This is a genomic window from Corynebacterium sp. CTNIH16 (genome assembly GCF_032821655.1).
GTDB classification, from domain to species: Bacteria; Actinomycetota; Actinomycetes; order Mycobacteriales; family Mycobacteriaceae; genus Corynebacterium; species Corynebacterium marquesiae.
This window is the reverse complement of record NZ_JAVBIG010000004.1, coordinates 184670-208660: the sequence shown is the minus strand read 5'-3', so window position 1 is coordinate 208660 and position 23991 is coordinate 184670. Positions and strand designations below refer to the sequence as shown.

Genomic DNA, 23991 nt, shown 5'->3' with positions numbered 1-23991 from the left:
ACGCCCAGCCCTCTACGACAACGCTATCGACACCGACTACACCCACTCAATCGGCATTCAAAAAGGCCAAATCTAACCCCCGCGACACGCCGAGCCAGACACACATTTTGACCCTTAACCCCCGAGGAGGGCTCCAGCGATGAGGCCAGAGAGGAGTGCGGAAGACTTCACAGGCGGAGACCTAGGTCGGGACGGATGAGATACAAGAAAAGCCGCCCGAAGGCGGCTGATTTGTGCGCCCGGAGGGATTCGAACCCCCAACCTTCTGATCCGTAGTCAGATGCTCTATCCGTTGAGCTACGGGCGCAGACCGTTGGTAAGCAGTGCGTATGCTCTGCTGTGCAACGAGAATTTACTATACCCACGGTCTGGAAAACTAACAAATCGCCTGTTCACCCGGTGTTCACTTAGCCGAAATGGAAGCGTTTAGGAGGGAATAAGGGCGGCAACTTCGGCGTCGGAAAGCAGGGCATCCTGAAAGGCCTGGAGAGTGGACTCGTGGTCAAAGTTGATACCGATGAGGACGATTTCAGACCCAGGCGTCACGCCAGTAGCCGCCCAGAAGGAGGCCGGCATGATTCGCAGATTTGGACCGGCTTGCTGCCAAGCGTGGGCGACCCGGAGATCAGTATCAATCCAGCAATACCCCTTGGAACGCACCAGGCCAGTACTGGCACGGAGGGCGGCAAGCAGGCGCTCTCGATTAAAGGGGCGGTCAGCGCGGAAAACGACGGAGGAAATGCCATATTCTTCGGTTTCGGGTGTGTGCGGGTTGGCCAGCTCTTCAGCGTAGCCGTTATAAGCCGCGGCAGTGGCGGCATCATACAGGTGAGCATCGAGAACAAGCCGCGGGTCGATGGCCCCATTCGTGACAATCACAACACGGGCACGGGGATTCATAGCGCGAACGGTTGCGATAACCCGCTCGGTCTCGGCGGCATCAACGACATCGGTTTTGGTAATGAGGATGAGGTCAGCGAACTCGACTTGGTCGACGAGAAGGTCCGCCACGGTGCGGTCATCGCCGGGCGTAGCCTCGATACTTTGGGAGGCAAGGCTCTTGCCACGGCGCAGCTGGTCAAGAAAGGTGGACGCGTCTACGAGGGAGACCATGGTGTCGATGGGGGTGACGTCGGCAAGCGTAGTGCCGTCCGCAAACTCCCATTCAAAGGTGGCGGCCACGGGCATAGGCTCGGAAATGCCAGTGGACTCGATGACGATCTGATCGAAGCGGCCGGAGCGGGCCAGCTTACCTACGGATTCGATGAGATCTTCGCGCAGGGTGCAGCAGATACAGCCATTGGATAGCTCGACAAAGCGGTCCTCGCCGCGCTCGAGGTGACCTTCGCCGGCAACGAGGGCAGCATCAATATTGACCTCAGAGAAATCGTTGACGATAACAGCAAGCTTGCGCCCCTCGCGGTTAGCAAGCAGGTGGTTTAAGAGCGTAGTTTTTCCGCTGCCTAGAAATCCGGACAGCACGGTAACGGGTGTAGCCATTCCCTAATGATAACGTTTGTCATTAGGGAATGGCTACGTCACTTAGATTGAGAGACCGAAGATAGGCACTGCCAGCAAGTACACCGTCAGGGTGATGAGGAAGATGCCGATGATATTGAGGCCAAGGCCACCCTTGATCATCTCGCCGATCTTGACGTAGCCAGAGCCATAGGCAATGGCGTTCGGCGGGGTGGCAACTGGGAGCATGAATGCGCAGGTTGCCGCGAGGGCCACCGGAATGGTGAGGAGAAGGACGTTGATATCACCATCGGCAGTAAGCCCCACGCCCACGGCGACGCCACCCATAATCGGAATGAACGTAGCCGCCGTAGCCGTATTGGAGGTGATCTCCGTCAGGAAGAGCACCAGCGCAGCCACGGCAGAGACGATGAGGACAACGGGCAGGACGCTAAGCCCCTTGGCCATCTCACCAATCCACAGCGACAGGCCGGAGGAATTAAAGACCGAGGACAGCGACAGGCCGCCGCCGAAGAGCAGGAGGACGTCCCACGGCATTTCATTGGCCGTCTTCCAGTCCAGCAAACGGATGCGGCGCTGGTTATCCGCGGGCAGGATAAAGAGCAAGATGCCAGCGGCAATGCCCACGATGGCATCGTCATAGTTCTCAAATTCTTTGAGGACCAACGGCAGGGTAACCCAGGCTGCGGCGGCGAGGACGAAGATGATGCCGGTCATGATCTGGGGGCGGGTCCAGGGGCCGAGGGCTTCAATTTCGTCGTTAATAAGCTCGCGGCCGCCTGGAATATCCTTCATCTCCGGCTTGAAAACGGTGATGAGCAGTGCCCAGGCAATCAGCAAGAAGATTGCTGCAAGCGGCACACCAACTGCCATCCACCGGCCGAAGCCAAGGGTAACGCCCCAGGTATCGGCCATATATGCGTTAAGGAAGGCATTCGGCGGGGTGCCGATGAGCGTACCCAGCGAACCGATGGAGGCGGAATATGCGATGCCCAGCATCAGTGCCGTGGCAAACTTCTTTTGTTTTTCCCAGCCGCCTACGGTTTCCGCGGTCAGTGCAAGCACCGAAGTGCCGATCGGGAGCATCACCACGGCCGTGGCGGTATTAGATACCCACATGGACAAGAAGCCGGTGGCCAGCATGAATCCCAAGATCAGGCGCTTGGGCGAGGTGCCGATGATCTTCACCACGTACAGCGCTAGGCGGCGGTGCAAGTTCCAGCGCTGCAGAGCAAGCGCGATAAGGAAGCCACCCATGAACAAGAAAATGGTGGCGGACGCGTATGGAGCGCCCACCTCTTTAATCGTTCCCACACCGGCGAGCGGGAAGATGACCAGCGGCAGCAGCGCGGTGGCGGCGAGCGGAATGGCCTCGGTCATCCACCACACGCCCATCAAGATGGTTACGGCAGCGACGGTGCGGATGGCGCTGAGCGTGTACTCGGCTTCCGGATCTGCACCTGCGGAGCCCTGTACGGTCTCGATCGCATTCGAGGGGAAGAAAAAGAAGACCAGTACGGCCAAACCCAAACCGATGAAAAGGCCGATGAACTGGCGGCGCCACTCGCTGCGCGGCGCTCCGGGGGCTTCGTCACCTTCGCTGTGGGCAGTAGATTCGTGAGTATGCGGGGTGGTCATACCGCGCGCTCCTTCACTTAGAGAGGATTGTGCTGTGGGATATGCTCCGTATTTCCCAGTTTATTAGCTAGGCCGAGGCAGCAAACCGAAAGTTATCCAGTTCACTGTGAAGCATGCACTGACCATACAAAACATGTGACGCAGAAACCATATCCCGCCACATAGAACTACCCCCGCACCCCACAGAGCACACACTGCACCTGCCCGAAACCAGAAATGAGTCCACCACGTCCCTACCCCCGAGCTAAGGAACGGCGAGTTAGATTCCCAGTACGGTCTTGGCAATCAGGAAGTAGATAATCAGGCCCGTGGCATCGCAGAAAGTAGAGATAAACGGGTTGGAGAATACTGCTGGATCGGCGCCGATGGTCTTAGCCACGATGGGCATGAGCCCGCCGACGGTCGCAGAAATCGAACAAATCAAAAACAGCGTCGAGCCGATGACGAGGCCGATGCTTAGGCCATAGACCAAGGTGGCCAGTCCCAAGCCAGCTAGTCCCAGCACCGCGCCGAGCAGCATGCCGACGCGCAGCTCGCGCCACATGACAGCGAGGAGATCGCGCGTGCGGACGTCGCCCAGCGCCAAGGCACGCGTCACCGTGGTCGCCGCCTGGTTGCCGGTATTGCCACCGGTGCCGGTCAGCAGCGGAATAAAGAGCGAGAGGACTACGGCCTTGGCCAATGTGTCTTCAAAAGAATCGAGCACCTGCACCGTCAGTAGCGCAGAGACGGCCAATACGAGCAGCCATACGATGCGCGAGCGCACCAACTTGAGCAAAGGCGTGGATAGGTACGGTTGCTGAAGTGCCTCGGTGCCGCCAGCACGAGCGGAGTCCTCACTATCTTCTTCTTCCACGATGTCCGTAGCATCGTCCCACGTCAGCAGGCCGACGAGGCGGTGCGAATCATCCACGATAGGCAGTGCAAGAATGTCCAATGGGAGGAACCAACGCGCGGTTTCTTCCGCGTCAGCACTAGCACGGGCAAAGATGGGGTCGTGCATAATATCGGCCATGGTCAAAGCGGCATCGGCGGTAAAGATTTCGCGCAGGCTCACCACTCCCACAAGACGCCTATCCTCGCGGGTAATGGGCACGGTGTAGATGGTTTCTAGCTCATTCGCCGTCGCCCGCAGTTTAAATAGCGCGTCCTTAACGCTCATCTCTGGGTGGATGACGGGCACCTCGGGGGACATGCGGCGGCCCACCGATCCCTTGTCATAGCCCAGCACCACGCCCGTGACATCACGCTTGGATTGAGTCAGCGAGCGCAGCAGGCGGTCCGCGATTTCCGCGGGCAGCTCATCCAGCAGGGCCACGCGGTCTTCCGGATCGAGCTCATCGAAGAACTCATAAACATCGGCATTGCCCAGCTCATCGATGATATCGGCCTGGTGCTTTGCATCGAGAGCGTCAAAGACGACGATTGATTTCTGGCGCGGCAGCAAGCGCAGGGCCAAGGCTGAGCGGACGGCATTTTGTCGCTCGACGACGGCGATGAGTTCCTGCAGGGGCACCTTCTCCAGGAGTTCCTGGAGGCGTGGGGCCTTGGTGGGGCTAATGGCGTCTTCTTGTTTTAGCCATGCCTCGACGATATCGCTAGCCCGCTTGGTGGTCTCTGCCATCGCCCTGCCTGCCTTCCTTGCCCTTGGGCATTTATTCCCCTGAGTATTGTCTTCAGCCCATTTAGATTACGCCATTGCCCAGATGACGCCGCGCTGCTAACCGACGAGCTGATGGCTCGTCGTTTCCAGGTGAGGCGTATCCCCATCCAGCGTGAGATTCCCAGTGAATTCTTGGGTGGCGCAGCACGCTGCATCATCAGGGCCATAGGCCCGCCAAGTGACGGTAATAGTGTCCTCGGTCCACTGCAGCTGCTGGATATGACCGCGCGCCGGCGGCATTCCATCACGCTCCCAATCATCCACCTTGGTGATGTAGTTCAGGTCGTTGTCATAGATGAGCAGGTTATCCGGCCATCCCGTACCGCCCTTATTGCAGACATAGGTAATAACGGCTTCGTCCCTGCCATCGCCGTTGATATCCGCGTAGGCGCCCTTCGGCGTATCGTCCTGATTCCGCTTCAGGCCAGCCATCGCATTGGGGTAGCCGGCCTTCAAGTTTTCCGGCAAAAAGCCGCCTTCTAGGTTGCCAGCTTGGTTCTCACATAGTGCCGGCACCCACAAGCTGTCTAAGGCTTCTACCGGGATGATTTTGTTTTCCCCACCAGCCTCGGCGTCTTTGCCTTTGCCGGCACCGGCTTCGGCTTCTGTGTCATCTGCGGAACCGTCAGCGGAGTCTTCCTCGGCGTCAGCCTCGGTTTCGGTCGCAGACGAGGCAGATAAAGAAGTACTCGGAGCCGCGCCGGTGAAATTCGGCTTACCCGCGGAGTCGGTGGATTCGGTGGAATTGGAACAGCCGCTCAAGGCGGCTACTGCTGTCACCGTAAGAAAGGCGAGAGGGATAGATAGGGGTTTAGACATAGGCATAATATACAGCGCCGCAGCGGCGACGGCTGGGTAGAAACCTAAAAGAAGAGTCCCCACAGCGCGAAGGCGGCCAGCAAGGAAACGAGCCCTGCGGTGCTCGCGAGGATGAAGGCATGCGGGAGGGGGCGGTGGGTGGATAAGGCGGCGTCGACAAGCGCGGCACGCTGCCATACCGCCAAAGCCAGCGCCAATACGCAGGCGGCGATGAAGACCAGCGGCAAAAAGACATGCACGCTTACCGCCCGCATTACGCCCAGAACCACCAAGGACAGCGCCAAGAGGGTGCGCTGCCACGATAGCCGGGTGCGCTCGGGCTGCAGGCCGGGATCGAAGAGTGGACTAGCCAAGGAACTCGCCCACCACAAGCGCACCCGCTACCACCACAATCGCCACAACGAGCACTGGGATAGCAAAGCTAAAAGGCAACGGCCGCTCCTCGCGCATCGCGCGTTCGGACCGCTTCCAATGCACCCACGCCACCACCGGCAGAATAATGGCAACTACCAGCATAAATACCGATACCGCAGAGCGCAGCGCGGTCGGCAGGGGAACATCAAACGCCTCGAGCGCCACGCCGCCGGCAATCAACGCCAAGGAGGTGCGAATCCAAGCCAAGAACGTGCGCTCATTTGCGAGCGTGAAACGCGGATCAGGGTCGGTGCCAACTGCAAACACCGAGCGGGGAAACCTCGAGTCACTCATGGGCACCACTTTATATTCATTTATCTCCTACGTCGCGACAAGCCCACGCAACGCTCCACCTTCCCGTGGTCTCATAGGCGCAGGCGAGCATCTGGATAATGGAGCATCCACGCCCTATGTACCCACCTGAATCTATGAGGTCAGATGGCGCCACTATAGCGAAACCCCCGACGGCCTGCGTATGGGCGGGAATGGGTGCCCGGCATTCTGAATTAACCCGCCGCAGCGAGTTATAGTCGGGCCATGATTGAAGTTGCCGCCGTAGTTTTCCGTAATTCCTTTGGCCATGTCCTCACCGTGCGCAAAGATTCTTCCACCAAGTTCCAACTGCCTGGCGGCAAGCTTGAGGCTGGCGAACCCCCCGCACAGGCCGCAGCCCGCGAGGTTGCAGAAGAAATCGGCGTTGACGTCCGCCTCCCAGAGCTTTCCCCGCTCGGCATCTTCGACGCACCGGCCGCCAACGAGCCCGGTGAAACCGTGCGCGGCCATATCTTTACCTATCCGCGCCCGATCTTGGCCCACGCCGCCGCCGAAATCGCCGAAGCCGCGTGGGTAGACCCCACCAACCCAAAGCGGGAGCTCGCCCACCTGCTGCGCGACGAGGTCTTTCCTGCCCTGGAATCCTAAGGCCCTGCTTGGCCCCTTAGGAATTTCCTATTGCGGCTCCTAAGGGGGCAACCTAGAGTTATTTTCATCAGAATTGAGTGATGAAAGGACTGTCCTCCATGCCGCAGCAAGCCACACCCGGACCTATCGTGACGATTACTTTCCTCGTCCTAGGAATCATTAGCTCTATTATCGCGATTCTCATGGTGCCTGCCCTCTTCCACGAGGTTACTTCCCTGCGCGCTGCGGCGTTTACTGGAAGCTTTATTTTCGGCACCGGCATGCTCACGCTTTTCCGCCGCTGCGCCAAATACCAGCGCAAATAGCAGATTTCTCCGCTGCACGGAGCCGACGAGAATAGAAAACGCGAATCAAAAAATCCCGAGCGCGCTCGCTCGGGATTAAATGGCGGAGATGAGAGGATTCGAACCTCCGGACCCCAGAAGGGTCAACTCCTTAGCAGGGAGCCCCATTCGGCCGCTCTGGCACATCTCCACGGTTCACAAGGAACCTCGTTTGAGAATACCTGCCTGCCCCGCCGCTGCCAAACTAGCCCCCTGCTTTCGCTCCCGCAGCAAAGGCACAGGCCCTAAAGTGGTATCCATGATTCGCCCCGACCTGAAAGCCATCCCTGCCTATGTCGCTGGTGCGCGCAATGATGACGCACTCAAGCTTTCCTCCAATGAGGCCGCGCACCCGCCCCTGCCAGAGGCAGCCGCGGCCATGGCGGAGGCCGTGACGAAGGCTAACCGTTACCCGGATATTGCGGCCACCGCGCTGCGCGAGGATCTCGCCGCTCACCTGGGAGTAGATGGGGCGGAGGTGGCGGTGGGCACCGGCTCGTCCGCATTGTGCCAACAGTTGGTAGAAATTGCCGCCACTCCGGGCGATGAAATTCTCTTCCCATGGCGCTCCTTCGAGGCCTACCCCATCTTCGCCCAGGTGGTGGGCGCCCGCCCTATCCCGGTTCCGCTCAGCACAGACCAGCGCGTGGACCTTCCTGCCATGGCGAAGAAAATCACGGATAAAACCAAGCTTATCTTCGTGTGCAACCCCAATAACCCTTCCGGCACCACAGTGACCAAGGAGGAGTTCGCCGCCTTCATGGATGCTGTGCCTGCCGATGTCCTTGTAGCCCTCGACGAGGCCTATATCGAATACAACCGCGCCACCAACACCCCGCTGGGCACGGAGCTAGTGGGCACCTATCCCAACCTGGTGTGCCTGCGCACCTTCTCTAAGGCCTATGGGCTGGCCGGAGTACGCATCGGTTATGCATTTGGCCCGGAAAATATTATCGAGGCCCTCAATAAAGTGGCCATCCCCTTCTCCGCCAGCACCGTGGCGCAGGTTGGTGCCCGCACGGCACTGGCGGCGCAGGATTCGCTGCGGGAGCGCACCGATGAGGTCGTCGGCCAGCGCGAGCGCCTAGAAGAAGCCTTGCAGGAGTGGGGCGTGCCGCATTCCGAGGCAAACCATGTCTGGCTGCCGGCCGCGAATCTGGCCCACCTTGGTACTCCGCAGGAGGTAGCCGCTCGCCTGGCCGAACACGGCGTGCTCGTGCGCGCATTTAGCGAAGGCCTACGCATTACCGTAACCACCGAGGAAGAAACCGACACCCTGCTGCAGGCGTGGAACACAATCATAGGAGGCTAAATGCGATCACTTATTAACTTCGCCCTGAACGTCTTTGCCATCGCGGTGGCGCTGTGGGCGGTAGTCACCGTCATTCCCGGCATCACCATCAGTCCGGCCGAAACCGGAAACTTCATCGCCATTGCCATCGTCTTCATCATCATTAATGCAGTGGTCATGCCGGTGTTGCGTGTCCTTGGCGCACCGCTGACCTGCTTGACGCTTGGACTGTTCTCCCTCGTCATTAACGGCGCGGCGCTGATCATTGTGGAATGGGCGCTCAATACGCTTGACCTCGGAATTGGCCACCTTGTCATCGACTCTTGGGGCGCCGCGATTATCGGCGCCATCGTGCTGTCCATCGTCACCAGCGTCATCAATTTCTTTACCAGTCCGCTGCGGCAGCGCGATTAACCGCCCGCAAATGGCGGCAGCACGTCCACGCGGATCACGCCAGCCAGTGGGGAATCCATGGCGGTGTTCCCGGCGCCGTCGATAAGAAAGCTACAGCGCCCCAATACCTCTTTCAGGCTCATGCCGGCCTCGGTGGTTCCGGCATGTTCCCTGCCCAGCTGCGCCACCAGATCACCCAAGGTGGCGGGGGCTTCTACCTGCTCAGAAGCCACGCCCGCAGCGGCGCGGGCGGCGGCGAAATAGTGAACGGTCAACATGCCCTCTACTATGCCCCGCACGCCCGTGCCATGTCGAGACCGCGGGTAAACTAGCCGCCATGCGCACACCCAAGACTCACGCGCGCGAGGTCGCCGCGGCCCTGCCCGTACGTCACGTGACCACCGTGGCCCTCAATCAGGCACGGGATATGGTCTTAGCTGCGGATATCCACGCCGGCTTCCCCTCCCCTCGCTTTGATAATTCACAAATGGATGGCTACGCGCTTCCGCAGTGTGCGGCCGGAACCTACCCGGTGGGCCCCACCATCGCGGCCGGCACTGAGCCCGCCCAGGTACTCGACAGCCCGCTTTCCAGCGCCTGCCCCATCATGACCGGCGCCAAGGTACCGGAAGGAACTGCAGCCATCGTGCCCATCGAGCGCTGCGAACCACAAGAATTCCTCGCTCCGGGTGAGCGCATTACCGTGCCAGAAACCTCGCCAGGCCAATTCATCCGCCGCACCGGCTCCGACCTGAAAGAAGGCGCCTTCCTCGCCGCCCGCGGCGATAAGCTCACGCCGGTGCGCTTGGCCGCCCTCGCTTCCCAAGGAATCGACGAGGTAGAGGTCTACCGCCCCGCCCGCATCCTCATCTGCACCGGCGGCGCTGAAATCGGCCACGGCAGCGCCGCCATTCCGGATGCCAATGCACCACTCTTAACGGCAATGGCCGGCCGCGCCGGCATCGACGTCGCGGGCTATATCACTACCGACGATGACCCACAGGCCCTAGAGCGCGCTTTCACGGAAGCCATCGCGCAACACCACCCGGACGCCATCATTACCTCAGGCGGAATTTCCGCCGGGAAATTTGAAGTAGTCCGCCAGGTGCTCGATGGCTGGTTCGGCCACGTGGACCAGCAACCCGGCGGCCCGCAGGGCATCGCCACTTTTCACGACACCCCAGTGATCTGCTTGCCTGGAAACCCCATTTCCACGTTGGTGAGTTTCCGTCTCTTCGTTGCCCCTACGCTCGGTTGGGCTCCGCAGCCTTTCCGCGTCCCTCTTGCCGCGGGTATCGACGGCCTCCCGCACAAGGACCAATTTCGCCGCGGGCGCGTCGATTCCCATGCCCACATCCTCGGTGGCGCCAGCTCCCACCTGCTCGCTCAAGCCGCCGATGCCACCCATCTCATTTGCATCCCTGCCGGTCAACGCCTCGAAGCAGGCGAGGAAGTAGAGGTCTACCCACTATGAGCCCACAGCGCACCGCCCTCGTCATCGTCGCTTCTACGCGCGCCGCCGCGGGTGTCTATGAAGATCGATCCGGGCGCATCGCAGTAGATTTCTTGCGCCGCAAAGGATTCGACTGCCCCGACGCACGCATCGTCCCCGATGCCGATATTGCCGCAGCTGTTGACGCCGCGTTCGCCGAAAAGCCCGCGGTCATCCTGACTTCTGGCGGCACTGGGCTGACCCAAGATGACCAGACGGTAGAAGCCGTAGCACCACATATCACCCGCGAGCTGCCCGGCATCGCGGTGGCCTTCTGGCAGAAGGGATTGGAAACCGTGCCCACCGCGGTGGCTTCTCGCGCCGTTGCCGGCGTCAATGATTCCACCTTTGCCATGACTCTTCCCGGTTCTACCGGCGGGGTAAAAGACGGCTGCGCGGTTTTGGAAGAATTAATCGTTCCGATCGTCGATATGTTAGAAGGAAAACATGAGCACTGATCCCTCCTATGTGGCCGAGCAAACCGGCTGCACCATTAGCACGCTGCTGAGCGATCAGCCCCTAGAATCCCTCCTTGCCGCCGCCAAGGAGGAGACTGCCACGGCCGCCATGGGTGCCGTTGTCACGTTTGAAGGGATTGTGCGCGATCACGACGGCGGCCGGCCCAATGTGACTTTGCTGTCCTACAGCGCCCACCCATCCGCGCCAGAGAAGCTGCAAGAGGTCACCGATTCCGTCGCGGCCAACCACCCAGTGCGCCTGTGGGCCGCCCACCGTACAGGTGATCTCAAGGTCGGTGACCTAGCCTTTGCCGTAGTAGTGGCCGCCGCGCACCGCGGCGATGCCTTCCAGGCCGTCGAAGAATGCGCCGATCGCGTCAAGGCGGAGGTCCCCATCTGGAAGGAACAAAGCCACGGCGATGGCTCCACCAATTGGGTGGGTCTGGAATGAGCCTCCGCTATGCCCGCCAGGAAGCGCTCTGGGGCGAGGAGGGACAGCGCAAGCTCAGCGAAGCCCACGTAGCGGTCATTGGTGCCGGCGGCTTGGGCTCCCCGGCCCTGCTTTACCTAGCCGGGGCGGGCGTGGGCCGCATTTCGCTTTTCGACGACGACGTGGTCTCCCCCTCCAACCTGCACCGCCAAGTCATCCACACCACCGCCGCCATCGGCACGCCGAAGACGGATTCCGCCGCGGCCGCCGTCCGCGCGCTCAATCCAGAGGTGGACATCACCTGTCACGGCCGCCTCGAATCAGCGACGGCACTAAAACAATTGCGCGGCTGCGATCTCATCCTCGACGGCACCGATAACTTCGACGCCCGCTACCTCAGCTCTTGGGCTGCCCACGAGCTCGGCATCCCACACGTATGGGCCTCCATCCTCGGCTTTGATGCCCAGCTCAGCGTTTTCTGGTCCGGCCACGGCCCCGTCTACGAGGATATCTTTCCTACAGCTCCCGCACCCGGCGAGGTTCCTTCCTGCTCGCAGGCCGGAGTCTTAGGCCCGGTGGTCGGCGTTGTCGGCTCAGCCATGGCGCTCGAAGCGCTCAAACTCATCACCGGCGTAGGCACTCCACTCATCGGCACGCTCGGCTACTTCGACTCCCTATCCGGTACCTGGGAATACATTCCCCTCCAGCCCACCGGCGCGCAGCCTACTCAGCCGCCCGACGCCCCCGAGGTCCGCGAGATTCCCCCACACGCCCCGCTTATCGACGTCCGCACGTCCCCCGAGCGTGCCCAATCCGCGATCCCCAATTCCACGCACTTTGAGCTCGACCGCATCCTCGCCGGCGAAGACCCCGACATCGAACGAGATGCTGCGGCGGTTATCTACTGCGCCAGCGGCATGCGTTCCGCACAAGCCGTCGATGTCCTTCGCAAGCGCGGCTTCACCAACGTCGTCTCCCTGCGCGGCGGTATCAATTCCTGGCTCGAGCAACATTAGCCGCTTTTCGCCTGTTAACGGAAGGCAGCTTAGCGGTCCATTCGAGTCTTATGCTCCTTATTCCGCGCAAAAAGGAACCATACAAGTGGCCCGAGGAACGGGTAGGCAAACGCCGCCATCGCCAGCAGGATTTTGACCCCTACGCTATATCCCGAGCGAATGATGGATATGAGCGAAGCCACCCAAAAGACCAACAGAGCGATAACGATGACGGCACCTATCCCGCCCGCAAGCCAGCCATATGATTCTGGTACCTGTTCTTCGGCCAAGTAGGAAATATAATTTGTCATAGTCACCTCGACGTTAACGGTGTTTGAAAGTCCGTAACTCAAGGTAGGAATTCAATGTAAACGCTGTCTGGCCGTGGACTTAATTTTCACTGTCACCCAGCGAAACCATCCAAAACGTGAGCAGGCACCCTACCGAATCGGTAGGGTGCCTTAATACTGCACTCCCTCACTTAGAAGCTATAAGCTTCTATGCTCCTTTAACTTAGAAAGGAAGCTTAGGCAGCTGCGGAGACGGCGGGATTTGAACCCGCGGAGGTATTACCTCGCCGGTTTTCAAGACCGGTGCATTCGGCCGCTCTGCCACGTCTCCATGATGTTCTTCGAAAACACTCTTCGCGCCTACGAAGCAACTTGGTCAGTGTACTAAATAGATAGCCCGGTTTCCCAAAAAGCCACCTGCAACACTGAATGTCACCGTAGAATACTCCGAATTCAGTGGCTCAGAACACACAAGATTCGCTAGATTGGGCCCATGACTACAACACACATGAAAGCCATCGTTCAGACCAATCCGCAGGATCGCCGGTCCTTAGAGCTCCGCGAAGTCGAGGTCCCTAAGCTGCGCTCGGGAGAAGTGCTCGTCAAGGTGCAGGCAGCTGGCGTGAACCGCGGCGATATCCTGCAGACGATGGGTGCCTATCCGCCACCACCGGGGGCATCGGAAATCTTGGGCTTAGAAGCAGCAGGCACTATCGCCGATGCCGGGGATACGAACTGGAAGGTAGGCACCGAGGTGGGCTGCCTGCTTGCCGGTGGTGGCTACGCCGAATACGTCGCGGTTCCGCAGGGCCAGCTGCTTCCCGTGCCCAAGGGGTTGAGCGTTGAGGAAACTGCAGCGGTGGTTGAGGTCGGGTGCACCGTGTGGTCCAACCTTGGCATCGAAGCGGGCCTTCACGAGGGCCAACGCGTCCTCATCCATGGCGGAGGCGGCGGCATTGGTACTTTTGCCATTCAGGTAGCCAAGGCGCTCGGCGCAGAGGTAGCGGTGACGGCCGGTTCTGAGGAGAAGTTGGAGCGTTGCCGCGAGCTGGGCGCCGATATTCTCATCAACTACAAGGAGCACGACTTCGTAGAAGAGTTGAAGGGAAGCTGCGATGTCATTTTGGACATCATCGGCGCGAAATATCTAGAAAAGAATATGAAGTGCCTGGCCAAGGATGGCAAGCTCATCATCATCGGTATGCAGGGCGGTACCAAGGCCGAGATCAACCTAGGTGCCATGTTGCCCAAGCGCCTGACCATCCAGGGCACTACGCTGCGCGCCCGCGATCTGGAGGATAAGGCACAGATTGTGGCGGGCACGGTAGAAAATGTGTGGTCCATGTTGGAGGACGGCCGCGTAAAGCACGCACTGCACGCCACTTACCCGCTTGCCGACGCCGCCCAAGCCCACACTGCCCTAGACAGCGGCGAAGTCACCGGCACCTTGGTGCTTACCGTTTAAGCCAGTGAGGCTACAACGCGGATGAGATGCTCGACGTCGTGATAGGTGTTGAAGGGGCCGAGCGCAACCGTCACGGCGCCGCCAATTTCTTCCACGCCCATCTCCGTGAGCAACGGAGTCTGCGGGGCAAGCGTGGTAACAAGGCCGTTATCAAAGAGGCGCTTATAAACCGTCTCGGCCGGAACACCCTTTACTGCGAAGGTGAGGCGCGGCAGGCGATCGTCGGATGCGCCGGCGGCCGCTTCCCCAGTCACGCCAAGAATATGCACGGCGGGCAGGGTGCTCAAGAAGGAATACAGGTCCGCGCGCAACTCCTCCAAATAGACGCTGAGCGCATCCATGGAGGTACGCAAGCGCTTGCGGCGCGAGCCGCTCTCCCCACCGGCTAGGGCGGCAAGATGGTCCACGAGCGGTCCGACACCGCCGGCCAGGCCAGAGGAAATGGGTGTTTCCAGCTTGCGGGCGCCCTTGCCGGTATGCACCGGATCGAGGGCATCGAGGCGGCGGAACATGCGCGTATCGCGGAAGACCAAAGCTGCTAGCTGCGGTCCGCCCAGCAGTCCCAGGTCGAGGCCCAAGATATCGGCGCCGAGATCATCAAAGTTGATGGGGCGATAGGGGGCGATCGCAGAGACGTCGAGAAGCGTCCAGGCACGGGAGCGCTCATGGACGGTGTCAATGATCTCGGCGGCCGGGGAGACCGTGCCCAAAAGCTCGTGCGCGGCGGAAAAAGCGACGAGGCGCGTGGAGCCGTCGACAAGCTCGGCAAATTGGAAACCTGGCAGCTCACCCGTGCCCAAGTCTGGCTGGGCCCAGCGGGTCTCTGCTTTGACCTCAGAGAATGCCGAGTACAAAGACGGCGGATCCAGCTTGGAGAGCACCATCGAGGAATTGCTGCCCAACAGCGGACGGGCCGCGTGCGCCAAGGACTGGTACAACACGGGCAAGGACGGGCCAAGCACCACGCGGTCTGCCTTGGACCCGGTCAGATCCGCTACAGCCATACGTGCGGCGGTGTAATTACCATCGCCTTCCAAACGGCCCGGCGCGGGCGTGGCAGAGTGGGCGCCGCCTGGACCCTCCTGGGTGGCCACTGCAGTGGACATCCGGAAGGAGCGCGCCACGCCGGAGGCGACGCGCTCAGAAATTTGGGGCACCGCGTGCGCGTTGAGGTAGGTCCAACCATCAGATAGCCCGGTGTATAAACCGCGCACACTGAATACGTCGTAGTGTGCCGAAGCTCCTGCTGGCATTACGGTCCCCTTCTTTATCGCACTAGGCATCGCCGCACAATGGCGGTCGGTTCCCTACTGTATACGCGTTTACCCCAAGTTTCCCAAATCTGGATTTTCGCTGTATATCGCTGTTTTCGCAGGCTGGCGGCGTGTAGTTCCCGTTTGCCCAGCCCGCGCGCTAGGGTGTTGAGCGTGCAAGATAACAATCAACTGCGCGCTGATATCGCCCGCATGACCTCCCAGCCAGACGGCGAGGCCACCCCAGCGTCCCAGTCCGAGACCCTCAAGGCCGCCTTCGCGGACCTGGTGCAGGGTGCACAGCAGCGCGAGCTGTGGTTCAAACTGGGCATTCAAGATATTAAGCAGCGCTACCGCCGCTCTGTCCTGGGCCCGTTTTGGATCACCATCGCCACCGGCGTGATGGCCCTTGCCTTGGGCCTGTTGTATTCCATGCTCTTCCAGATTCCCGTCGCGGAGTTCCTCCCCCACGTCACCGTGGGCCTTATTATGTGGACCTTCATCTCGGGTTGCATCAAGGAAGGCTCCACCGTCTTCATTGACAACGAGGGCTTGATTAAACAGCTCCCCGCCCCGCTGTCGGTGCACGTTTACCGCCTCGTATGGCGCCAGACACTGTTTTTGGGCCATAACCTCATCATCTGGTTGTTGCTCATCCTTATCTTCCCGCGCAGCCTAGGCTGGGAGTTCTTCCTGTTTATCCCTGGTTTGGCATTGCTGTTGGTCAACGGCGTATGGGTCACGATGTTCTTTGGCATCATCGCTACCCGCTTCCGTGACGTCGCTCCGCTGCTAGAAGCACTGACCCAGCTGCTGTTCTACGTCACCCCCATTGTGTGGATGACCAATACCTTGAAGGACCAGGGCGGTGCGGTGGCCGGCCGCGCCCGCATCGCGGAAATCAACCCGCTCTACCACTACCTGGAAATCGTCCGTGCGCCCATGATCGGCGAGCCGGTGGCCGCCTACCACTGGTGGATCGTCATCGGCTGCACCGTACTCGGCCTGCTCATCGCCGGCTTGGTCATGCGCAAGTGGCGCTTCCGCGTCAGTTACTGGGTTTAAGCCCACGCCCTGCACTTCCTGAGATTCCTCGAAAGGATACAGACTGATGGTCTCGATTGATACGTATAACGCGTGCGTGGACTTTCCCATCTTTGATGCCAAATCCCGCTCGCTAAAGAAGGCCATGCTTTCTTCGGCCGGCGGCGCCATTGGCAAAAATGCCCAGAACACCGTCGTGGTGGAGGCGCTAAAGGATATTAACCTGCACCTGCGCGAGGGCGACCGCGTGGGTTTGGTGGGCCATAACGGCGCCGGTAAGTCCACCCTGCTGCGCCTTTTGTCTGGCATTTACGAGCCCACCCGTGGTTCTGCCGATGTGCGCGGCCGCGTGGCCCCCGTCTTTGATCTGGGCGTGGGCATGGACCCAGAGGTCTCTGGCTACGACAACATCATTATCCGTGGCCTCTTTTTGGGCCAGTCCATCAAGCAGATGAAGAAAAAGATGGATGAGATTGCGGAGTTTTCTGAACTCGGCGATTATCTCTCCATGCCGCTGCGCACCTATTCCACCGGTATGCGCGTGCGCTTGGCGCTCGGCGTGGTGACATCCATTGAGCCGGAAATCCTGCTGTTGGATGAGGGTATCGGCGCCGTCGACGCCGCTTTCATGGCCAAGGCCCGTGTGCGCCTGCAAGAGCTGGTGAAGCGCTCCGGCATCCTGGTCTTTGCCTCCCACTCCAATGACTTTTTGGCGCAGCTGTGTAATACTGCGCTGTGGATCGACCATGGCGAGATCCGCTCGGTGGGTGAGGTTTCCGAGGTCGTCGGTGAATACGAAGGCCCTGAGGTAGGCGAGTATGTACGCGACCTGCGCGAGCGTTTTGAAAATGAGGACACCAGCGGCAACTAGCTGAGCATATGCAGCAGCTGGCCCCCTACACCGGTTACCTCCAGCTGTAAGCCGTCCGGCCGGTGATAGTCCGCGGCGCTAAGGCGCGCGCTGACCACCGGCCGGTTAATTTTTTCTGGGCCGGCAGGCTCTTCCTTTTTCTCGGTATATATGCGGTAGCCCATCTTTTCACTCACCCGGGCCGAGGCACGGTTGGTTTTTATCCAACAGGTGCGCAGCGAATGCGCATCGAGGTGTGAGAAGGAAAACTCGGCCACCGCTTGGCGGATAAGCGTGCCATAGCCTTGGCCTTGGAAGCGGTGCAGTACCCATGATGCGGTCTGCACTTCTCGCGCGGCCGCAAAGTTTTCGGCCGATAGGTCCACCACACCCACCAATTCTTGGGTTTCTACGTCGCGGGCAATGAAATCCAAGGTCCAATTATCGGCGCGCAGCTGCGCCCGGTGCTCCCACCGGTGCTGCGCCATGGCAGCGGGAGTATTCTTCTTTTCATCAAAGAGCCAGGGAAAGGCATGCTCTGGGATATTCGCACCATAGATATCTGCCGCACACACAGTGGCCACGCACGCGATGTCTTCATCGCGCATGACGCGCAGGTCGACTCCACGGCCATTATCATCGCTGGCCCGTATGGTCACCGCAAAAGGTGGCCAGAAGTCTTCCATAGATCTCACAGTATCCGCAAAGCCGCCCCTATATCTACTTTTCGCTTCACCAATGCGGAGTGTTTCTGCGCTGGTCCCCTGCCCCGGTGGCAAGATGGAACCCATGACTGCCACCCTGAGTTCCACCGGTTCTACCGCCGCCGTCATTGTTACCCATCAGCGCGCCGAGCTACTGCGGGCCTCGCTTGAACAGGTAGTCCACCAAACCCACCCTGTGCAGTGGGTAGTCGTGGTGGATAATGGCGCGGAAGATGCGGTGCGCGAACTCGTCGAATCCATGGCGGGTGACCGGGGCATCTACGTACCTTCGGAAACCAACCTGGGCGGCGCTGGGGGCTTTGCACTGGGCTTTCTCACCGCCCTTTCCTTGGGCGCCGATGCCGTGTGGTGTGCTGATGATGATGGCCGCCCCGCCGATCACACGGTACTAGCGGAGCTGTATCGAGTGGCCGAAGCCAACCGCCTGCATGAGGTATCCCCGGCGGTATGCAATATTGACGATCCCGGCCGCCTCGCCTTCCCCCTGCGCCAGGGGCTGGTATGGCGCCGCCGGATGGACGAACTGGAAGGCGATTTCCTGCCCGGCATCGCCTCGCTTTTTAACGGTGCGCTAATTTCCGCCGCGGCCATGGAGATCATTGGCGTGCCGGACTACCGCCTGTTTATCCGCGGCGATGAGGTGGAATACCACCGCCGACTGGCCAACTCCGGGCTCTCCTTCGGCACGGCGCTGACCACCAGCTACCTACACCCGGACGGATCGGATGAGTTCAAACCCATCTTGGGCGGCAAGATGCATACCCAGTACCCAGAAGGTGAGTTCAAGCGCTTTTTCACCTACCGCAATCGCGGTTACCTGCTGTGGCAGCGCGGCATGCGCAAGCTACTGCCGCAGGAATTTGCCCGCTTTGGCTGGTTCTTCTTGGTCCAGCGCCACGACCCAGCCGGCTTTATCGAATGGCTAAAACTCCACAACCGCGGGCGCCAAGAAGATTTCCGCCGCCCTAACCAGGGCTAGGACGGATCCTGCTTGGCGACGACCCTGACCCCGCCTTCCTAAAAATAATCCAGCGTTGCACCGCAAAGTTCACCACGGTCGCGGTGCCCTGCGAGATAGCAAAGGCCACCACGAGGGAAAGGGTCGAGTTCCACTGCCAGTGGACGTTGAAAAGCTCAAAAAGGAACTTATAGGCCACCATATTGACCACGAAGGTCACGCCGTAGGTGGCAAAGACACCGGCGAAGCGCACCGCGGTGGCTTCGGCCTGGAAGGTCCAGCGGCGACTGAGTAGATAGGCCGCCCAGGTACCGATAATAAAGCCCACCGCACGGGCGGGGTCGGCGCTAAGCAGGCCGAAGCCGATCTGCAGGAGCCAGGTTAAGGAGACGTCGATAAGCGCGGCACGTACCCCCCGTCACAGCGAACTTGGCGCTTTGCGCGCGCAGGCTGGTCGAGCGCGAAGCCCGCTGAGCCGCGCCGCGCCACGTCCATGAGGAGGCTGCTGCCATCTATTTTTCCTTAAAGATAAAGGCCCTTTGAATGGCAAAGTTGGTCACCGTGGCCACGCCTTGGGCGATGACGAAGGCGATGGTGTCTTTTACCGCACCCTCAAAGCCGAGAGCCATAAGCGGCTCATTGAGCACCCAGTACAGGAAGTTTTGGACCGCAAAGGTAGAGGCGTACAAAATGCCCACGGTCGCAGCTGTGCGGCCAGACACCTTGGCCCCAAAGGTCCACCGCGCATTGGCCAGGTAGGCGGCGATGGTGCCAAAGACCCAACCGATGGCCTTGGCGACGGAACGGTGCAGCCCCAGATAGGTCAATAAAAGCGTGAGACCATAGTCAATGGCGGCGGTAAATACGCCCACGGAAATAAAACGCACCAGCTGGGTGTGCAGCGAGGTGGATGAGGGCTTTACTTCTACGGCGTCGTCAGCGGAATTAGTCACGAGTGAGTAGCCTACCCGCGCAAGAGCGCTCGGTACATGTCCAACCGATCCACCGGCGCGGCGGATTCGGTGCCATAAGCGCCGATCTCGGCCAATTGCTGTAACGACGCCGCGCAAAGCTGCCGCACGTCGGCGCCGGAGAGTGCCGTGCCATCGTCATTGACCCAGCCGAGCGCATCCATGGTGGTCTCCACGACGGAATCGGTCAGCTCCGCGCCGCCCATACAGGAAAGGGCAAGCGCCATGGACCAAAAGGCGTCTTTGCCTTCATGGGTCACCTCGCGCGGCAAGCTGGCGAGCACGCGGGAAGCATGCGGTGATAGGTCGGTTTCCCTGCCTAGGTCCATCGCTTGCAGCAGCGGGACGAAGTCATAGAGTTTGGTGCGCTCAATTAAATCGCGCACGGGGGACGATACCGCGGAAAAGACCTCATCGGTAACTTCCTGTCCAGTCAATTCACGGTTCACGCTGGTCAGCTCAAAGGGCTGAAAGAGCGATCCGGATCCGCCCACGCACAGCGCCTCTGGTGTGCCATTATCGCGGGGATAGATCTCGGCTACTACCAGCTCGAAGTCCCACAGTCCCCAGGCGAAGTCGACCTGATCGCCTTCGCGCCACAGGAATTCGGAGGCCTGGCGCTCCGGATCGATGCGCGGGCCACGGGCTTCAGTGTGTTCATAAAAGTGCCAGGGAGATTCCTCCTCCGGCAGGCCAAAGCAGATACGCAGAACGCGGTGTAGCTCGGTAAAGGTCAGAGCATCGCTAAAACCAATCTGGCGGTGCACCTCGCCATCGGCGCGAATATTCGCGGCTTGGCAGATGATGGTGAGGGGCTCGCGCTTGAGGGATACCACGCCATCGGCGCGTTTGGCCCGCGCCTGTGCGATATCGGTGACCCCTGCATTCATGAGCCCCACCATACGCAAGTTTTAGGAAGCTAGTTTTGCAATATCGCGCGCTTCCAGCTCACTAATGAGGAACGTCAGTGCCGCCCCAATGGCGCCCAAGAGGGTCCACGGCCGCTTGGCACCGCGCTTGCGCAGGAACTTCACCATCCGGCGGGAAAGGGCAACGTTCATCCACCCGCCCAGGATGAGCAGCAGCACCACTGCGGCAAAAATAGCCCAGGGCTTGAGGCCTTGATCGTCACTATCCTGCGGCGAGCGCGGCTCATCGCCGTCCTGCTCCGCATGTGCGTTGGTGTAGGCCACCAGGGCGCCAAAACCAAAGAAAGACAAGGTATAGGCAGTAATCAAACCGCCTTTGGATTTAATCCAATCCGGATAAGAGGTCGCAATGCCCACGGCGGCGGCCTGGGTGATACGGCCAGCCAGAGTGTCATCGAGGGCGTAGTTGTCTTGGCGCTGATCGTGCGTCTCACGGTTGTTGGTCATAGCGACTACTTTAAGCGGCGGTAAGCTAATGCGCATGTACTCGGATAAGACAGAGCATATGACGCCGGCGCAGCAGGCGGCTCAGGATGTGCGTGCAGAGGACGATAAGCGCAACGGCCACTTCGAGGCCACGGAACACACCGATGTGCCGTTGAGCCCTTTCATGACTCGCTTGATGGCAGAGGAATTGCCCATGCTGGATTCCTCCTCACGGGCTCGCGTCTATGAACTTTTGCGGGAGTATGACGGCCCGATTATTGAATCTCAGGAAGAGCTCCCGGAGGAGATCCGCGCGCTCATGGATCTGTAAACGGGCACATTCGGGCAGTACAAGCGTCCGTTTTGTTCTGAATATCACTCGCGTCACTCCGCCTGCCCTCATGTGAGCTAGGTAGGCTAGAGAACCGACATACATCCGTCGAGCAAAGAGTAAGAGATGGAATTACACACCACTGAAAAGTCCCTGCACGGCTGGGGCCGCACCGCCCCGACGACCGCCCACGTTCTCGCCACCGAAGACGTGGACGTGATCAAAAAGGCCGTGGCTCAGGTTGCAGAAGATAACTCGGATAAGCCCGCCCACCTGCGCCGCGGGGTCATCGCCCGCGGTATGGGCCGCTCCTACGGTGACCCCGCCCAAAACGGCGGCGGCTTGGTCATCGACATGCAAAAGCTCAATAAGATCCACTCCATCGACCCGGAGTCCGCTCTGGTGGACGTCGATGGTGGTGTCACCCTAGACCAGCTGATGAAGGCTGCCCTGCCTTATGGCCTATGGGTTCCGGTTCTGCCGGGTACCCGCCAGGTCACCATCGGTGGCGCAATCGGCCCAGATATTCACGGTAAGAACCACCACTCCGCCGGCTCCTTTGGTGACCACGTGGTCTCCATGGAGCTGCTCGTGGCCGATGGCCGCGTGCTGCACCTGACCCCGGAAGGCTCCGAGGATGACCCGAGCGGCGACCTCTTCTGGACCACCGTTGGCGGCATGGGCCTGACCGGCATCATTCTGCGCGCCACCATCCGCATGACCAAGACGGAAACCGCCTACTTCATCGCGGATACGGACCGCACCGATAACTTGGATGAAACCATCGCCTTCCACTCCGATGGCTCCGAGCACAACTACACCTATTCTTCCGCCTGGTTCGATGTCATCTCACCAGAACCAAAGCTGGGCCGCTCCACCATTTCCCGCGGTTCGCTGGCTACCTTGGCGCAGCTGGAAGAGCTAGCCCCGAAGCTGGCTAAAGATCCGTTGAAGTTCAATGCGCCGCAGCTGATGACGGTACCGGATATCTTCCCGTCCTGGACCATGAATAAGCTCTCCCTCTCCGCCGTGGGCTTGGCGTACTACACTATGGGTGCACCGGCGAAGAACCAGGTCAAGAACCTGACGCAGTTCTACCAGCCGCTGGATCTCATTGGCGAGTGGAACCGCGGCTACGGCTCCAAGGGCTTCCTGCAGTACCAGTTCGTGGTACCGACCGAGGCTGTGGAGCCGTTCAAGGAGATCATCCGCGATATGCAGCGCTCCGGCCACTACTCCGCCCTCAACGTGTTCAAGCTCTTCGGTGAAGGCAACCGCGCGCCGCTGTCCTACCCGATGCCGGGCTGGAACGTCTGCGTGGACTTCCCCATCCGTCCGGGCCTGGGCAAGTTCCTGGATGACCTGGACCGCCGCGTGATGGAATTCGGCGGCCGCCTCTACCTGGCCAAGGAATCCCGCACCTCCGCCGAAAACTTCCACAAGATGTACCCGGGCATGGAAGGCTGGCTGAAGACCCGCAACGAGATCGACCCGACCGGCGTCTTTGCCTCCGATATGTCCCGCCGCCTCGAGCTGCACTAATCACTGGAAATAACACCTTTAAGGAGATTTACTGACCATGCTTAATGCAGTAGGCCAAGCACAACACATCCTGCTTCTGGGCGGCACCTCTGAGATCGGCCTCGGCGTCGTCTCCGAGTTCCTGCAGCGCGGCCCGGCCAAGGTCACCCTGGCCGCCCGCCCGGAATCCCCGCGCATCGCCCAGGCCAAGGCTGACCTGGAATCCCGCGGCGCTGACGTAGAGGTCTTGGACTTCGATGCCACCGACTTCGACTCCCACCCAGACGTTATTAATAAGGCCTGGGAAAGCGGCGACGTCGACGTAGCCATCGTTGCCTTCGGCACCCTGGGTGACCAGGAAGAGCTGTGGCAAAATCACGACAAGGCCGTCGCCTCCGCACAGACCAACTACACCGCACCGGTGTCCGTAGGCGTGCTCTTGGGCGAGAAGTTCAAGCACCAGGGCCACGGCACCATCATCGCTATGTCCTCCGTGGCAGGCATGCGCGTGCGCCGTTCCAACTTTGTCTACGGCGCCTCCAAGGCCGGCGTGGACGGCTTCTACATCAACTTGGGCGAGGCCCTGCGCGGCACCGGAGCCAACGTGCTGGTTGTGCGCCCGGGCCAGGTGCGCACCAAGATGTCCGCCGAAGCTGGCGACGCCCCACTGACCGTCAATGTTTCCGACGTTGCCGAGGCCACCGTCAAGGCCGTGCTCGAGGGCAAGCAGTCCATCTTCGTACACCCACTTTTTGAGTACGTGTCTTTGGCATTCAAGTTCATCCCGCAGGCCATCTTCCGCAAGCTGCCGTTCTAAACGCCGCGGCTTTGCGCGTAGGCGTAGCCGCCCCGCCCCCGCTCTACCTCCTCGCCGCACGCCGGCGGCGAGAGAGGTGACGGGGGCGGTGGTGT

Annotated in this window: 29 protein-coding genes and 3 tRNA genes; 15 read left to right on the top strand and 17 right to left on the bottom strand. The window is 60.3% G+C overall.

Translation table 11 applies throughout. From position 1 onward, the window contains the following. Positions 1-234: 234 nt before the first annotated feature. From RAE04_RS05855 to RAE04_RS05825, 7 genes are all read right to left on the bottom strand, one after another. Positions 235-307 (bottom strand) — tRNA-Arg (locus RAE04_RS05855). A 119-nt stretch (positions 308-426) separates the two neighbouring features. Further along, a complete protein-coding gene (locus RAE04_RS05850; RefSeq protein WP_317026735.1) occupies positions 427-1500 on the bottom strand; it encodes a GTP-binding protein in 1074 nt (357 codons plus the stop codon). A 42-nt stretch (positions 1501-1542) separates the two neighbouring features. After that, positions 1543-3117: a DASS family sodium-coupled anion symporter gene (locus RAE04_RS05845; RefSeq protein WP_317026734.1), complete on the bottom strand. Its 1575-nt coding sequence runs from the start codon at positions 3115-3117 to the stop codon at positions 1543-1545. A 259-nt stretch (positions 3118-3376) separates the two neighbouring features. Then, the gene (mgtE, locus tag RAE04_RS05840; protein WP_317026733.1) at positions 3377-4741 is read right to left on the bottom strand and encodes a magnesium transporter; all 1365 of its coding nucleotides are present in this window, start codon (positions 4739-4741) and stop codon (positions 3377-3379) included. 96 nt (positions 4742-4837) lie between these two features. Then, entirely contained in the window at positions 4838-5599 is a 762-nt protein-coding gene (locus RAE04_RS05835; protein ID WP_317026732.1) for a hypothetical protein, read from the bottom strand. A 44-nt stretch (positions 5600-5643) separates the two neighbouring features. After that, entirely contained in the window at positions 5644-5952 is a 309-nt protein-coding gene (locus RAE04_RS05830; RefSeq protein ID WP_284836711.1) for a DUF202 domain-containing protein, read from the bottom strand. After that, entirely contained in the window at positions 5945-6307 is a 363-nt protein-coding gene (locus RAE04_RS05825; protein ID WP_284836712.1) for a YidH family protein, read from the bottom strand. Before RAE04_RS05825 ends, RAE04_RS05830 begins: the two co-directional genes overlap by 8 nt. Positions 6308-6550: 243 nt before the next feature. Here RAE04_RS05825 and RAE04_RS05820 point away from each other — a divergent pair, with 243 nt between their 5' ends. Both RAE04_RS05820 and RAE04_RS05815 read left to right on the top strand, forming a co-directional pair. Next, positions 6551-6934: an NUDIX domain-containing protein gene (locus RAE04_RS05820; RefSeq protein WP_317026731.1), complete on the top strand. Its 384-nt coding sequence runs from the start codon at positions 6551-6553 to the stop codon at positions 6932-6934. An 80-nt stretch (positions 6935-7014) separates the two neighbouring features. Beyond that, positions 7015-7239: a hemolysin III family channel protein gene (locus RAE04_RS05815; protein ID WP_317026730.1), complete on the top strand. Its 225-nt coding sequence runs from the start codon at positions 7015-7017 to the stop codon at positions 7237-7239. Positions 7240-7319: 80 nt separating this feature from the next. Here RAE04_RS05815 and RAE04_RS05810 read toward each other — a convergent pair. After that, positions 7320-7408, bottom strand: a tRNA-Ser gene (locus RAE04_RS05810). Positions 7409-7516: 108 nt separating this feature from the next. Between RAE04_RS05810 and hisC the strand changes: the two genes are divergently transcribed. Together hisC and RAE04_RS05800 are read left to right on the top strand one after the other, a co-directional pair. Then, complete coding sequence (gene hisC / locus RAE04_RS05805; RefSeq protein ID WP_317026729.1) at positions 7517-8569, top strand: histidinol-phosphate transaminase; 1053 nt, start codon at positions 7517-7519, stop codon at positions 8567-8569. Beyond that, positions 8570-8962, top strand: coding sequence for a phage holin family protein (locus tag RAE04_RS05800; protein WP_317026728.1), 393 nt, complete (start codon positions 8570-8572; stop codon positions 8960-8962). It begins immediately after the preceding gene. Here RAE04_RS05800 and RAE04_RS05795 read toward each other — a convergent pair. Then, positions 8959-9219, bottom strand: a complete 261-nt coding sequence (locus RAE04_RS05795; protein ID WP_317026727.1) for a MoaD/ThiS family protein — start codon at positions 9217-9219, stop codon at positions 8959-8961. The genes RAE04_RS05800 and RAE04_RS05795 overlap by 4 nt on opposite strands. Positions 9220-9278: 59 nt before the next feature. Between RAE04_RS05795 and RAE04_RS05790 the strand changes: the two genes are divergently transcribed. Genes RAE04_RS05790 through RAE04_RS05775 form a run of 4 tightly spaced genes read left to right on the top strand, consistent with a single transcriptional unit; the run spans position 9279 to position 12337 of the window. Next, entirely contained in the window at positions 9279-10415 is a 1137-nt protein-coding gene (locus tag RAE04_RS05790) for a molybdopterin molybdotransferase MoeA (protein WP_317026726.1), read from the top strand. Beyond that, positions 10412-10891: a MogA/MoaB family molybdenum cofactor biosynthesis protein gene (locus RAE04_RS05785; protein ID WP_317026725.1), complete on the top strand. Its 480-nt coding sequence runs from the start codon at positions 10412-10414 to the stop codon at positions 10889-10891. The genes RAE04_RS05790 and RAE04_RS05785 overlap by 4 nt, the downstream gene beginning before the upstream one ends. Then, positions 10881-11342 carry a molybdenum cofactor biosynthesis protein MoaE gene (locus tag RAE04_RS05780; RefSeq protein ID WP_317026724.1) on the top strand — a complete coding sequence of 154 codons (462 nt, stop codon included), beginning with the start codon at positions 10881-10883 and terminating at the stop codon, positions 11340-11342. Before RAE04_RS05785 ends, RAE04_RS05780 begins: the two co-directional genes overlap by 11 nt. Further along, positions 11339-12337 carry a ThiF family adenylyltransferase gene (locus RAE04_RS05775; RefSeq protein WP_317026723.1) on the top strand — a complete coding sequence of 333 codons (999 nt, stop codon included), beginning with the start codon at positions 11339-11341 and terminating at the stop codon, positions 12335-12337. Before RAE04_RS05780 ends, RAE04_RS05775 begins: the two co-directional genes overlap by 4 nt. A 29-nt stretch (positions 12338-12366) precedes the next feature. Here RAE04_RS05775 and RAE04_RS05770 read toward each other — a convergent pair whose 3' ends face one another. After that, positions 12367-12627, bottom strand: coding sequence for a hypothetical protein (locus RAE04_RS05770; RefSeq protein WP_317026722.1), 261 nt, complete (start codon positions 12625-12627; stop codon positions 12367-12369). Positions 12628-12853: 226 nt separating this feature from the next. After that, a tRNA-Ser gene (locus RAE04_RS05765) sits at positions 12854-12937 on the bottom strand. Positions 12938-13114: 177 nt separating this feature from the next. Between RAE04_RS05765 and RAE04_RS05760 the strand changes: the two genes are divergently transcribed. Next, positions 13115-14071 carry an NAD(P)H-quinone oxidoreductase gene (locus RAE04_RS05760; protein ID WP_317026739.1) on the top strand — a complete coding sequence of 319 codons (957 nt, stop codon included), beginning with the start codon at positions 13115-13117 and terminating at the stop codon, positions 14069-14071. On the opposite strand, the gene RAE04_RS05755 is transcribed toward RAE04_RS05760, so the two are convergent. Continuing rightward, on the bottom strand, positions 14068-15324 hold the full coding sequence (locus RAE04_RS05755; protein WP_317026721.1) for an aminotransferase class V-fold PLP-dependent enzyme: 1257 nt from the start codon (positions 15322-15324) through the stop codon (positions 14068-14070). The two genes, RAE04_RS05760 and RAE04_RS05755, sit on opposite strands and share 4 nt — an antisense overlap. 213 nt (positions 15325-15537) lie before the next feature. Here RAE04_RS05755 and RAE04_RS05750 point away from each other — a divergent pair, with 213 nt between their 5' ends. Together RAE04_RS05750 and RAE04_RS05745 are read left to right on the top strand one after the other, a co-directional pair. After that, complete coding sequence (locus RAE04_RS05750) at positions 15538-16389, top strand: ABC transporter permease (protein WP_284788390.1); 852 nt, start codon at positions 15538-15540, stop codon at positions 16387-16389. A gap of 46 nt (positions 16390-16435) precedes the next feature. Then, a complete protein-coding gene (locus tag RAE04_RS05745; protein WP_005323203.1) occupies positions 16436-17239 on the top strand; it encodes an ABC transporter ATP-binding protein in 804 nt (267 codons plus the stop codon). On the opposite strand, the gene RAE04_RS05740 is transcribed toward RAE04_RS05745, so the two are convergent. Continuing rightward, the gene (locus RAE04_RS05740; RefSeq protein ID WP_317026720.1) at positions 17236-17904 is read right to left on the bottom strand and encodes a GNAT family protein; all 669 of its coding nucleotides are present in this window, start codon (positions 17902-17904) and stop codon (positions 17236-17238) included. The two genes, RAE04_RS05745 and RAE04_RS05740, sit on opposite strands and share 4 nt — an antisense overlap. 94 nt (positions 17905-17998) lie before the next feature. Here RAE04_RS05740 and RAE04_RS05735 point away from each other — a divergent pair, with 94 nt between their 5' ends. Then, on the top strand, positions 17999-18922 hold the full coding sequence (locus RAE04_RS05735; protein ID WP_317026738.1) for a glycosyltransferase family 2 protein: 924 nt from the start codon (positions 17999-18001) through the stop codon (positions 18920-18922). On the opposite strand, the gene RAE04_RS05730 is transcribed toward RAE04_RS05735, so the two are convergent. The 4 genes from RAE04_RS05730 to RAE04_RS05715 form a co-directional block, all read right to left on the bottom strand. Next, positions 18909-19256 carry a GtrA family protein gene (locus RAE04_RS05730; protein WP_317026737.1) on the bottom strand — a complete coding sequence of 116 codons (348 nt, stop codon included), beginning with the start codon at positions 19254-19256 and terminating at the stop codon, positions 18909-18911. The genes RAE04_RS05735 and RAE04_RS05730 overlap by 14 nt on opposite strands. 157 nt (positions 19257-19413) lie before the next feature. Further along, positions 19414-19854 (bottom strand): GtrA family protein, encoded by a 441-nt coding sequence (locus tag RAE04_RS05725; RefSeq protein ID WP_317026719.1) that lies wholly within the window; start codon positions 19852-19854, stop codon positions 19414-19416. 11 nt (positions 19855-19865) lie between these two features. Continuing rightward, positions 19866-20774 carry a hypothetical protein gene (locus tag RAE04_RS05720; protein ID WP_284788387.1) on the bottom strand — a complete coding sequence of 303 codons (909 nt, stop codon included), beginning with the start codon at positions 20772-20774 and terminating at the stop codon, positions 19866-19868. Between the two features lie 9 nt (positions 20775-20783). After that, entirely contained in the window at positions 20784-21248 is a 465-nt protein-coding gene (locus RAE04_RS05715) for a hypothetical protein (RefSeq protein ID WP_250411513.1), read from the bottom strand. Positions 21249-21282: 34 nt separating this feature from the next. On the opposite strand from RAE04_RS05715, the gene RAE04_RS05710 reads away from it, so the two are divergent. The 3 genes from RAE04_RS05710 to RAE04_RS05700 all read left to right on the top strand — a co-directional run bounded on the left by RAE04_RS05710 (position 21283) and on the right by RAE04_RS05700 (position 23896). Further along, a complete protein-coding gene (locus tag RAE04_RS05710; protein ID WP_299139673.1) occupies positions 21283-21558 on the top strand; it encodes a hypothetical protein in 276 nt (91 codons plus the stop codon). A gap of 126 nt (positions 21559-21684) precedes the next feature. After that, positions 21685-23100, top strand: coding sequence for an FAD-binding oxidoreductase (locus RAE04_RS05705; RefSeq protein WP_317026718.1), 1416 nt, complete (start codon positions 21685-21687; stop codon positions 23098-23100). Positions 23101-23137: 37 nt separating this feature from the next. Continuing rightward, positions 23138-23896, top strand: coding sequence for a decaprenylphospho-beta-D-erythro-pentofuranosid-2-ulose 2-reductase (locus RAE04_RS05700; RefSeq protein ID WP_049377072.1), 759 nt, complete (start codon positions 23138-23140; stop codon positions 23894-23896). The last annotated feature ends 95 nt before the right edge of the window (positions 23897-23991 follow it).